The following is an 11,922-nucleotide window of genomic DNA, read 5'->3' as shown; positions in this document are numbered from 1 at the left end:
TAGGGCATACGGGAACTTTTGGGATAGACCCAATAAACGCTTGGGGAGAGAATACCTCTACTTTTTCAGAAGTGATTTTGTCTAAGCAAGTAATCTCAATGAACCAAGAATCCCCGTCTCTTTAGAGCGGGGAGTGTCAATAACCCTCTTGTTTTCCCACCCAGATGTTGGTAAACCCGGCCCCTACAAGCGAGACGCTCCCGCACCGAAGCAGTTTAGAGATTTTTGTAGGGGCGAGCGGCCGCTCGCCCCTACAGATACGGGTGTTCTAGACAGGTTGTCTGTGCATTCTGTATACACAGAGAAAAGCTAATAACTCGATCTTTCTCTAAGTTACCGTTCAGCTATGGGAAGATATTCAGACTCATGGTTACCCACATAGACTTGAGTTGGCCGGAAAATCCGGTTTTCGTTCAGTTGTTCTTTCCAGTGAGCCAACCAACCTGCTACCCGTGACATGGCAAACAGGGGTGTGAATAAATCGCTGGGAATGCCCATTTTCCGATACACCAGTCCGGAATAGAAGTCTACATTCGCATAAATACCTTTAGCGCCTAGTTTGTCTTCTACGACCTTTTCGACCTCAACGGCGATATCGTAATAGCGATCGTAGCCTTTTTGCTTAAATAGCCGTTCAGCTAATTCTTGCAGAATTTTGGCTCTGGGGTCTTTAACTTTGTAAACTCGGTGGCCAAAGCCCATGATTTTTTTCTTGTTGGCAATACAGTCTTCAATGTAAGGAACTACATTGTCTACTGTGCCAATCTCCTCCAACATTGCCAAGACTTCTTCGTTGGCTCCGCCATGGAGGGGCCCGGCTAGGGTTCCTACCGCAGAAGCGACCACGGCATAGGGGTCTGTGAGGGTAGAAGCAGTAACCCGGGCTGAGAAGGTTGACGCATTCATGGTATGTTCCGCATGAAGGATCATACTGGCATCAAATACCCTCGCGGCGATCGGATCGGGGACTTCTTCCGTCAACATATACAAGAAGTTGGTCGCATAATCCAAATCATCACGCGGTTGAATGGGGTCATTTCCCTTACGCATTAACTTAAATGCCGCCACCATGGTGGGTAACTTCGCAATTAAGCGAATCACTGCATCTCGGATATATTGCGGGTCATCTAAAGCACGACGGGAATAAAATAAGCCCAATGCTGCTGCTGAGGCTTGCAGAGCATCCATCGGATGTCCGGATTCGGGGAAACATTTCATCATGTCCCGAATCCGATATTTAATGCGTCGATGATGACGAATTTCGGCTTCAAACTGCGCCAATTCTTCTTTGGTGGGGAGTTGGCCCCAGATGAGGAGATAGGCAGTTTCAATAAAGTTGCTTTTATGGGCTAGTTCGGTGATGGAAATGCCTCGATATTCCAACAGTCCTTTTCCCCCATCAACAAAGCTAATGCTGGATTGACTTGCGGGAATGCCTTCTAAGCCTGGCTTATACTCACAAGCGATTGTCGCCATAGTTTTCCTTACCATGCCTGTGAAGTGTACTGTCCCAGAGTACCAGAACCTTTTAGAAAAGGTATGCTCCTTTACACAAAATTCCAATTCTGGAAAATGTTCCCTTACTGAGGGCTGATGGGGATGGGTTGAAAGGGTTGCTGGGTAAAGGGAAGAGATGATAATGGGCTAGTAGCACATCATCAAGGAGAAAGGGGATCTGATAAGGATTGAATAAAGTCACGGGCGGTGGTCTTTTCCCACCTGGTCTGATGGTAGATTTGACGGTAACCGATCGCCTGATGGGGCGATCGCCATAACTGCCAATGATCCACTCCCGGATCGGCATAAAATCCCCCATCTCCTGTTCCCAAAAGACTCGAACTCCAATGGGTAAAGTAATCATGGCTGAGGCGATAAATGGGGAAAGGCCCCGTTAACACTACCCCCCAGGCATCCACAGCAATCAAAGCTTGAATCTGACCCCCGGCTTGATGCCAGAGCCAACTGGCGGCGATCGCCCCTACGCTGCCCGCACTATAACTAATCACCGTAATTGTATACGCCGATCTTTCGGGATTTCCCCATATTTTGACCCACTCCCTAAAATGGCTCCCTCCATCTAAAGGAAATCCAGTGCAGATGACTTGGGGAGCGGGCAGATCCATCCTTTCCAGGAAGCAATCCGTTAAAGAGGGAGGATGAAACCCCGGACAAATGACAATTGCCATAGTCTTTAAGACTCTGGCGAAGGTTGGCAGCGATCGCCCCTTTTGGGAGGTGCTATCTGGGGACGCGATCCTGACCCGGACAAAACCGGTTTAGGACTGCCAGAGCTACGGGGCTTAAAATAACCTCCTTGGCGGCGACCACTAGAGCGAGGCGATCGCGGTTTGCTCCCCCTAGACACTGGCCCTATACATAAAGCCTCCTGAATCACCAAATCCGCTCCTTCTCTGACCACATGGAACTCCCAAAAATAGTGCAAAATTCTACCCATCAGAGTCCCTTTTAGGGTGAGCTTAAACGATCGCGGCTTTTCCCCTTTCTTGCGCGGAGCTTGATTAATCTTAATCTTCACCTCTCCCGTTTCCAGAGAATGGAACACCACTTCCCCGCGAATCGAGAAATAATTGTCACCAATCAAAGGATGAATACTTTGCCCCGACAGTTCGGGAGAATCCAGGGTTTCTGGTTCCCAGACTCCCATAATTTGCGTATGTAAAGGATCGTCTTTCTCCCGGGTGCGGGGATAGACGACCCAGAGATGCTCGACTTCCAAATCTAAATGTTTTTTCAGTAAGCTCATCATTCGACCCAGCAAAACCGCATCAATTTCTGTACCATCTGATGCGATCAGGGTTCCCTGAGTTAAGCGATCTCCAGGATAATACCGGCCGCGAATTAAGCCAATAGCCCGGTATTGTAAGGGTTCAGAGGGAGCAGGAATGGGTTGAAATTGCTGCTCTGAGGATACGGAAGAAGATGCAGAGATATGAGAAGACATGCTTGACCAATGGGCGAGGAGTAGATAGGAGATAGGCAGTTAAACTGAAACCCTTAGCATAAAGCCAGGGTTACCAACAGGAAAAGCCCATTATAACAAGGGGTTGGATTTCCCATACTTCTATGCAAGCCCAAACCGAGTAAATCCGAACTCTTTCAAGATTTCCCATTCCCCCACTCCCCATTCCCCCATTCCCCCATTCCCTTACAATAATTAGAAGAGTTCGAGGAAATTGGTGTGACGATTAAGCGTAGTAGTTGGGTAATCAATGCCATTTTGATTTTAGCGGTTGTCGCCCTGTTGGGGGTTTCAACCATTCCCCCGATCACAGAAGCCTTTCGTGCCTCCAGTTCGGCCAGTTCTGAGGCTTCCCCGACTCCAACATTAACCTCTCGTCAAGCAAAATTAGAAGCTCAGGAACGCGGCTATGAGTTGGTTTTGGAGCGGGAACCGGAAAATCAAAGCGTGTTGAGGGGATTGTTGGATGTACGGTTAGAATTACGGGATATTCCAGGAGCGATCGCCCCCTTAGAAAAATTAGTCCAACTCAACCCCCAAGATGTCCAGTATCACGTCCTGTTAGCAGAAGCCAAGAATTACACTGGACATCCCGACAGTGCCGCACAGATCTATCGGCAAGTTTTAAGCCAAAACCCCGGAGAAATGACCGCCCTGCAAGGGTTAGTTGACCTGCAACTCCAGCAAAAAAATCCCCAAGCGGCGATCGGGGTATTAGAAGAAACCCTGCAAAAAGCCACCGCAGCCAACGAAACCCAAGCCGGAACCATCGATACAGCCTCCGTTAAACTCCTGTTAGGGCGCGTCTATGCCGACTTAGAAAGGTATGAAGAAGCGATCGCCGTCTACGATCGAGCCATCGAAGAAAATGAAACCGACTTTCGTCCACTGCTCGGAAAGGCGATCGTCCTCCAACGCCAAGGCAAACCCGACCAAGCCAAACCCCTCTTCGCCAACGCCACCACCCTCGCCCCCCCCGAATACAAAGACGAAATCAATCGCCTCATGAACCAGGAAGAATAGGGGAATGGGGGAATGGGGGAATGGGGGAATGGGGGAATGGGGGAATGGAGGAATGGGGGAATGGGGGGAATGGGGGGAATGGAGGGAATGAAGGAATGGAGGAATGGAGGGAATGGAGGAATGGAGGAATGGAGGTAATGGAGGAATGGAGGGAATGCGAGCATCTTGCTCGCTTGTTGACCAACTCCCCATCACCAATTCCCCATCACCAATTCCCCATCACCCATCACCAATTCCCCATCACCAATTCCCCATTACCCATCACCAATTCCCCATCACCCATCACCAATTCCCCATCACCAATTCCCCATTACCCATCACCAATTCCCCATCACCCATCACCCATCACCAATTCCCCATTACCCATCACCAATTCCCCATCACCCATTCCCCATCACCCGTTCCCCATCACCCATCACCCATCACCCATCACCCGTTCCCCATCACCCATCACCCATCACCCATCACCCGTTCCCCATCACCCATCACCCATTCCCCATCACCCGTTCCCCATCACCCGTTCCCCATCACCCATCACCCATCACCCATCACCCATTACCCATCACCCATCACCCATTACCCATTCCCCATTACCCATTACCCATTCCCCATTACCAGCGCGTAGCGCTACAATAAGAGATTGCAGCAAAAAAAGAGGTAACCCATGTCCCGCACCTGTCAACTCACAAAGAAAAAAGCCAACAACGGCTTCGCCATCTCCCACTCCCACAGACGAACCAAAAAACGCCAAGAAGTCAACCTTCAGAGCAAGCGCGTCTGGTGGCCCGAAGGCAACCGTTGGGTCAAACTCAAACTCTCCACCAAAGCCATCAAAACCCTAGAAACCAAAGGCATCCAAGCCATGGCCAAACAAGCTGGCATCAACCTCAACCACTATTAATTTCCGTAACCCATAGGGGTTTGGTCTCCAAACCCCCTAAAACAATCATTCTTCGCAACAGACCAAAAACCCTGTAGGGGCGGGTTTTACCCAAATATAAGACACCCACCAACCAATATTGTATTCATGTCCGCGAAGCGGAAACCCGCCCCCACCGCTTTTAATTTCTAACTTTTAATTTCTAACTTTTAATTTCTCCTTCCCCCCTGGGTAACCTAAACCTAGGGTAACTCTTGGTTGGGTTAAACGAAGTGAAACCCAACCAAGAGGTAAGGCTGGCACTGCCCACCTTACCGCCTAACCAGAACCAAGTGCTACATCAACGGTGAATTTACCGTTGATGGTTACCCCAAAAATTTGTTAAGACAGATAAAGAGAATCCCTAAATACCGATTCTCCATTCTTCTTAACCCCGTAGTCTTTCTACTCAGTTAGAAGACCCTACCGCCGTGACACCCCTAAAATCAGGCAAAGCGAGTAGTGCGAGCATCTTGCTCGCTGCCTTCCTCTAGCGAGCGAGACACTCCCATTCCTAAAGTACCCAATTAGCTCTGTCACGGCACTACAGAGAAGAACCCATTCTTCTGGGCCTTCAACCCTTCCCAACCCCTGTGGTGAAAAAATCAGGGCTTGTATCGCATCTATCCTCTTCCAAGTCTAGGACAGCTTCTATGTCTATCCAACGCCTACTCAGACATCTCCGGAATAGTTTCCTCAACCTCGGGAAAACCCTCACTCGACCCCTCTCTCGTTTTATCCAACGAGGATTACGCGGTCTCTTCGGAGTCGGTCATCAGAGACAAACTGGCTTTGTCCTCCCCACCGTCACCATGGTAATGCTCGTGGTCTCCCTGCTCACCCTCGCCATGTTGCTGCGCTCCACCGACAGAGCCAAAAACGCCCACAACTTCCGGGTGAATGAAGCTACCCTCAACGCCACCGCACCCGCATTGGATAGAGCAAAAGCCAAGATAGCTGCTATTTTTGATGACCCCAATATTCCTAGGGGAACCCCATCGGACATCGCATTTATGAGTTCGTTTGGAGGTCTAGGCAATGGAATTGAAGCGTACACCTTTGGGGATGAAGTGCCCCTGAAGTTGGCCTTTGACATTGATGATGATGACAACATAGGAGAAGCAGATAGTGGCGCAACTAAAAATACCAAGGCTGACGAAACCGTAAACACCGCCTGGAAATTCCCAGTCGATACCGACAATAACGGGAAATTCGATAGTTACACCCTCTACACCATTCTCTTCCGTAACCCCACTACTTCAGGAGGTGAATTTACCCGCGCAAGAAACCCCCTAGAAGCCCGGAACCTCCCCATGGAAGGGGCCAGTAGCTCCCAATGTGCCAATAACACCGGAGGGGGAGCCAGCTTAGTGGGTGACTCCGACTGGTTTAAATTGCCCAACGAGCAAAAACTGAAAAAAGCCTTCTTTGTTTATGCTGCCACCGTACCCATTGGGCCAGATGCCAATGGTGGACTACCCACCGGTCTAGATGCCAATGAATATGAACTCTTTCCAGGAGGAAGCAAAGGATTTTCCGCCCTCGAATATCAACAAGACTGGAGTCGCATTCCCCTAGCCAATAATGCTGTAGTCTACCAAGATGATTTACTGATGTTTGCGGGTAGTGACCAGTTCTTCAATGGTCGGATTATGACCAACGCTAACCTCATGGTAGGGAAAGGGAAAAATGTCAAGAATTTTGAAACTAAATTCTTCCTCGTCAGCAGTAAAGACTCCTGTTTCTATGACCCAGAAAGCAGCAAAATTCTTGTAGGCGGCAATGTGGGTAATAACCGCTATGATGACTTTGAGTTTGCTAATGGAACCGATCCAGTAGACGAAATTCACCTATTTCAGGGAGAAGGCAACGATCCGGATGTTAATGAGAATTTTGGTAAAGAAGTCACCGTTACTACTGAAACGCTAAGTGCTAAAGAATCTCTATACAATAACAAAGCTTATAATGAACGGATTTCCTACTTAGTCAATGCTGCCATGCAGTTAGGCACAGGTGCTTATCCTAAAGAACTTCTCGCCGGTAGAGCTGCCACCGACGTTACCGAGCGAGAAGCTAAAGATTACTACACCCAATACTTCAAAAAACTGACTCGCCAAGTCCCCTACATTGAAGTTCAGCCTGGGGATGATGCCAAATTTATTCCCACAATCTCCAGTGGAACGGGGATAGGAACTGGCGGCATATTAGTGCCAATTGACACAGAAGCTAAAGCAAAAACTTTCTTTGCCCTCTCTCATGGTTCAGATCCGGATACAACGGGACTTGATCCCCTGCGGCCCCCTCGTCAGTGGATGTTCCCCGTCGATCCAGAGAACAATGCTACAACCTATATGGTGTCGAGAACGGATAGCACTAAAAAGCTAGAGTTAGAACTGACTCGAATTCCAGCAACAAATCCGGAAGAACTCGATGGTAAAGAAGAACGGATTGGAGACCGAGTTTTAGTCGGTAATAATTTACCAGAGACTATCTATGATAACGAGAGCGGTCTTTTGGTCTCAGGAAGCCAAGCGAAGCAAGTTGTTAAAGATAGTACGGGAGCAGTAAAATGGCGCAAGTCAGGTTCAGGAGAGGACTCCGATAAAGACCGTACTCGGCAGTCTCAAGTGACGACTTTGCCCGATTTAGGCGACCTATCGCGGGATGGACAATGGGAAATTGATGCAGCTACTGCACCAAAAGATAAATTTGATAATGTCGGTGGTTTGAGAGTGATTACCGGTGCTGGGATTTATTTACCGGGAGCGAATAGCACTAAAACTGCACCGACTCTAGACGAAGAAGGGGATGATAAAAATACGGTTATCTGGCCTGATTATTTCCCGGTGGCTAAAAATCATTCTGAAGTTATGTTTGACCATGATAATAATCCCACAACGGATTCGGTATCAGTGGACTCAGCAAACAACACCACTCGTCCTTATCTAAGGATGCGAGCATCAGTCGTTTATCACCACAGTGATAGCGCTTTTGCGGATAATGGCTATGAAGAGGATACAACTCATCAAACGCCCCTCGCTTGCGTGGCTAACTACTACGATCCAACGGATGCAACAAGTGATTCAAGTAACTCAAAAAATGGTGAGGTTTTCAGTTGGAACGCTAGTGCGTTTAATCTAAGTCTCTTACAATATCAAGCGGCGCTCCGGTATCCTGGAGTTGTGTATAAGGATGGGACTAACGTATTAGGCGATCGCCTAGTTAATCCCTTACTTGCTTCTGCCTTAGACAAAAGTACCTCAGCTTCTTCAACCGATCGCACCCTTGCCGAACAAACAGCCGTTGATGCTGCCGTTTGCGCCACCATGATTATGAATGGTGGCTCAAGCAGTAGCAATATTCCCGCTAATGCCATCAAAGAAGTCGCCTTCCTCGATGCCCGGCAGATTAAAGCCAATGATGTCCATAGCCTGAAAGTTACCGGTGGTGGTAGTGGAATCTATACATTGGAGTCTGGAATGCCCGATCCAGATTTTGAAGTCGGCGATCAGGTGACCATTGAAGAATACCAGCGCACTGATGCTGTAGATAAGAATATTCCCAAAATTGTTCGAGGAGAAATTACGGCCATAAGTGGTGATAACATTACGGTATCTACCACTGATGCAGTTTATGCCGATAGCTCTCCAGCCATTAGTGCAGATGGAACCGGATGGATTACCGAAAGCTTAAGCAGTCGCTACGATCTTCCCATCGAAGAACGGTATCCCTTAGAAATTCGTGCCACTCAAATCGATCTCGATCAATTGAGGCAAGAAAGAAGAGGCAGCTTCAGCGATCCTGAAGAATATTTACTCCCCAACAGTGGCATCATCTATGCCACACGCGAAGATGCCCTTCCCGATCAAACCGTCTGGGTTGAAGATGGCACAGAAACGACTAAACGTACGGGTGATGCAGAACCCGATCTGCCCCAAAGTAGTACCGACTTCAAACTCGATCCCACCCGGCATCCCAATGGCATTCTCCTCATGAATGGCTCTGCACTCAACCGGGGAACTACAAACGACTATCGAGCTGAGGAAAAAGGATTTATCCTAGCGACTGATCTGCCAGTCTATATCAAAGGTGACTTTAACTTACATAAGTCTGGAGCCGATTTAAGTGTTGAAGAGTTTACTGAGGACTTAAATAAAACAACATATGCCAACTTCTACACTCGCTCAACCCTTGAGGCCAAATTTGCCTGTCGCAAAGATCAACCCGGTTGTGATGGCGATGGCGACACCTGGCGCAGTGCGACTGTTTTTGCCGATGCTGTAACTCTCCTATCCGATAACTTCGAGTTTGGATATCGCAGCGATGGCAACTACGACCTTAACAACAACCAAGGAGATGCTCGCTCCATCGCCAAGCGTCGTAACAATGGATTCTATACCAATGACTTTGCGGCTAGTCGCAACTTTACCGATGCCGATTATAGTGGCAGTGGAGGAAGCCCAAGTTCGTACTTCACTAACTTTGTGACCCCCGTTCAGCGTCGGGTGAACTTCCCAGAATATGTGATGGAAATCTGCGAAAAACTCCCCGTCTCCGAGTGCGAACCCAAAGATTGGCATATCATTGGTTATGATGCTGATAAAAGTGGAACAGTAGATACAACATCAATCAACGAAATAGGGGGGTTAAAACTCGATCTAGACCAGAGTGGTGATACAGCAACTTTTTCAACAACTGCGACATCAGTAGATGAAGCAAGTTTTGGAATTTCTTTAAACAATGACGGAACCCTAGAAACCATTGATCCAAGTACAGTAACTAACGAAGATGGATTAGGAATAGACCTCAATAAGGATAATTCGATTAGTGGTTCAGTAGCAGAAAACGAAATTAAGATTAAAGCCAGTGAATTGCCATTCCTAGATCGGTATCTAGGGATAGCAACTAAAAAAGTGGATTTACAATCAGGAACAACTGTTACTCCACCAACAGATGCTACTCTGGTGAAATTCCCACGTCGTATTGCATTTCTTCGCAATGGTGATAACGAGCTGGTTTTTGGGCCAAATGACACACCAATTGCTCTAGGCATTAATGGTTCTAGTGAAGTGGGATACTATTCCTATGGTGCATTAGCTTCACCTGTTTTACCTGGAAAATATGGCAATGCGATCTCCGAACTAAGTCTAACCCCAACATTTGAGCCAACAGTAACAGATGGAGTTCCCCAACCAATTGGCAATGCATTGTGGTTTAGGACAACAAGCTACCCGACTGACCCCAAAATTCCCAATGCTCCAGGAAATGAAGGTTGGAGATATCATAGCGAGAGGTACTTAGCATACTCGAATGACCTGTCTACTGACTCCACCGTACAACCCCTATTAATCCCCATCTTGCAAATTCATGCCCCAACAGCAAGTCCAGAAGCAACCAGTGGTGCTGATGGCAGGCCGATGGAAGTTGATGGCAGCATTGCCAGCAATGGGACTTTTACGATTGAGAAAAACTCCAATAAGGACAGTCTTGAAACAGATTGGGTACAACATGCCAATACAGGTGGAACAACTTTCAATCTCGTCTTCGTGTCAGGAGATACTCCAGGAAGACCTGATGAGTTAAACCGAAGTTTAGGTAACTTTCCTCGATTTTTAGAAGACTGGAAGGGTGTGAATGCCAATATTACCGGTTCGTTTATTCAAAAAGGACGGAGTGTTTATGCTACCGGCCCGACTGATTCAGTTTTGAACTCTGAGTCAACTGTAACTAATGGAATATATGGGAAGCAAATGGGTTTATTTGATGAAGATCAATTCTACGCTGCGGGTAACGCAAGCGGGATTCTGCCCTTCTACAATGCACCTAAACGCCCTTGGGGATTTGATGTCGCTCTGTTAACCCAAGCGCCTGACCTATTTGCCCAACGGTTTGCGATTAAGGATGATACTCCTCCCAATGAATTCTATCGGGAAGTGAAACGGGATGATGAATGGGTACAAACCCTACTCTGTGCAGCTCAACCCGACAAGCGCGTTAATCCTGCTGATAATACTCAAACCGTTACTCAAGCAGGTGGCTATGAAGATGCGGGAGACCCCTATGATAAGGATGTGAAGATTACTGAGAACGACACTGCTGTTAACTATCAGTTCGCTATTTCCGCAGATCAACGCCCGAATACTTGCCCAGTTCCTAACAACTAAGATCGACCTACCATAAGCCCTAACCCTCACGAGGTCAACCGATGAAACCCATACTCCGAAAACCCCATCCCCATTCTTCCCCCCCTAGGGGTGAATCTGGCTTTACCCTGATTGAATCGCTCGTAGCAGTGGTTATCCTAACGATTATGTTAGTGGGGATAGCCCCCGTGATAGTGCTGGCAACGGCTACCCGGATTCAAGCGCGGCGGGTAGAGCTGGGGACTCAAGCGGCTCGATTCTATATTGATGGAGTCCGAGCAGGTAGTTTACCCGCTCCTAATTCTGTGGTTGAACTGAAAGAAATCGATACAACAACCCAAAAATTTACATCCAAGCGGGAAGATTTTGCCAAAACTGCTGCGCCTGCCCAATCTTCTTTCCCAGCAACTTGTCCCCCAGCTAGTCCCAATGACGACGAGAAGGGAGGATATTGCGAAAATCAAACCCTTGCCAATGCGAAAGAAGCTTCAGGCACTGATGTCAGCTTATATTGCTTTAATGGGGACGATCAGGCAGGATGTCAAGCCAGTAGTCCCAATGATTTTATCGTCCAAGCCTATCGCAGCGTGACGGATAAGACTAAAGCTACTGACCAAGCTCAACTCAATCAAGGCTATTTATTGGGGATTCGAGTCTACCGAGCAGATGCTTTCAAGGATGCGGGCACGCTCTTAACTATGGCGACTGATGGAGTTCAACAGCGCTCTTCTGGAACAAGCTTGAATCCGAAAGCACCTTTATTGGAAATGACGACAGAAATTCAAGGCAGTAGCGATCGCCTGGATAGCTTTACTACTCGGTATGGAGGAGGTGGAGACTAATATCAAGTAGGGGCG

8 protein-coding genes are annotated in these 11,922 nt (G+C 47.9%); 5 read left to right on the top strand and 3 right to left on the bottom strand.

What is annotated here, in order from left to right; all coding sequences use genetic code 11:
- Nucleotides 1-333: 333 nt before the first annotated feature.
- The 3 genes from PJF56_RS07865 to PJF56_RS07855 all read right to left on the bottom strand — a co-directional run bounded on the left by PJF56_RS07865 (nt 334) and on the right by PJF56_RS07855 (nt 2,962).
- Complete coding sequence (locus tag PJF56_RS07865) at nt 334-1,476, bottom strand: citrate synthase (protein WP_283762104.1); 1,143 nt, start codon at nt 1,474-1,476, stop codon at nt 334-336.
- A gap of 182 nt (nt 1,477-1,658) precedes the next feature.
- On the bottom strand, nt 1,659-2,186 hold the full coding sequence (locus tag PJF56_RS07860; RefSeq protein ID WP_283762103.1) for a hypothetical protein: 528 nt from the start codon (nt 2,184-2,186) through the stop codon (nt 1,659-1,661).
- 5 nt (nt 2,187-2,191) lie between these two features.
- A complete protein-coding gene (locus tag PJF56_RS07855; RefSeq protein WP_283762102.1) occupies nt 2,192-2,962 on the bottom strand; it encodes a hypothetical protein in 771 nt (256 codons plus the stop codon).
- A gap of 237 nt (nt 2,963-3,199) precedes the next feature.
- Between PJF56_RS07855 and PJF56_RS07850 the strand changes: the two genes are divergently transcribed.
- The 5 genes from PJF56_RS07850 (at nt 3,200) to hpsB (ending at nt 11,907) form a co-directional block, all read left to right on the top strand.
- Complete coding sequence (locus PJF56_RS07850; RefSeq protein ID WP_283762101.1) at nt 3,200-4,003, top strand: tetratricopeptide repeat protein; 804 nt, start codon at nt 3,200-3,202, stop codon at nt 4,001-4,003.
- A gap of 154 nt (nt 4,004-4,157) precedes the next feature.
- Nucleotides 4,158-4,628, top strand: a complete 471-nt coding sequence (locus PJF56_RS07845) for a hypothetical protein (protein WP_283762100.1) — start codon at nt 4,158-4,160, stop codon at nt 4,626-4,628.
- 39 nt (nt 4,629-4,667) lie between these two features.
- Complete coding sequence (rpmB, locus tag PJF56_RS07840) at nt 4,668-4,904, top strand: 50S ribosomal protein L28 (RefSeq protein WP_283762099.1); 237 nt, start codon at nt 4,668-4,670, stop codon at nt 4,902-4,904.
- 671 nt (nt 4,905-5,575) lie between these two features.
- Complete coding sequence (hpsA, locus tag PJF56_RS07835) at nt 5,576-11,086, top strand: hormogonium polysaccharide biosynthesis protein HpsA (protein ID WP_283762098.1); 5,511 nt, start codon at nt 5,576-5,578, stop codon at nt 11,084-11,086.
- Nucleotides 11,087-11,127: 41 nt separating this feature from the next.
- Complete coding sequence (gene hpsB, locus PJF56_RS07830) at nt 11,128-11,907, top strand: hormogonium polysaccharide secretion pseudopilin HpsB (RefSeq protein ID WP_283762097.1); 780 nt, start codon at nt 11,128-11,130, stop codon at nt 11,905-11,907.
- Nucleotides 11,908-11,922 lie beyond the last annotated feature (15 nt).

It is taken from the genome of Roseofilum halophilum BLCC-M91, from assembly GCF_030068445.1.
Classification (GTDB): Bacteria; Cyanobacteriota; Cyanobacteriia; order Cyanobacteriales; family Desertifilaceae; genus Roseofilum; species Roseofilum halophilum.
This window is presented reverse-complemented; position numbering and strand designations above follow the sequence as displayed.

Bases quoted from the DNA above. Each gene is read 5' to 3' on its own strand.
- hpsA (WP_283762098.1), top strand. From the start codon at position 5,576: ATGTCTATCCAACGCCTACTCAGACATCTCCGGAATAGTTTCCTCAAC.
- PJF56_RS07845 (WP_283762100.1), top strand. From the start codon at position 4,158: ATGCGAGCATCTTGCTCGCTTGTTGACCAACTCCCCATCACCAATTCC.
- PJF56_RS07855 (WP_283762102.1), bottom strand. From the start codon at position 2,962: ATGTCTTCTCATATCTCTGCATCTTCTTCCGTATCCTCAGAGCAGCAA.
- rpmB (WP_283762099.1), top strand. From the start codon at position 4,668: ATGTCCCGCACCTGTCAACTCACAAAGAAAAAAGCCAACAACGGCTTC.
- PJF56_RS07860 (WP_283762103.1), bottom strand. From the start codon at position 2,186: ATGGCAATTGTCATTTGTCCGGGGTTTCATCCTCCCTCTTTAACGGAT.
- hpsB (WP_283762097.1), top strand. From the start codon at position 11,128: ATGAAACCCATACTCCGAAAACCCCATCCCCATTCTTCCCCCCCTAGG.
- PJF56_RS07865 (WP_283762104.1), bottom strand. From the start codon at position 1,476: ATGGCGACAATCGCTTGTGAGTATAAGCCAGGCTTAGAAGGCATTCCC.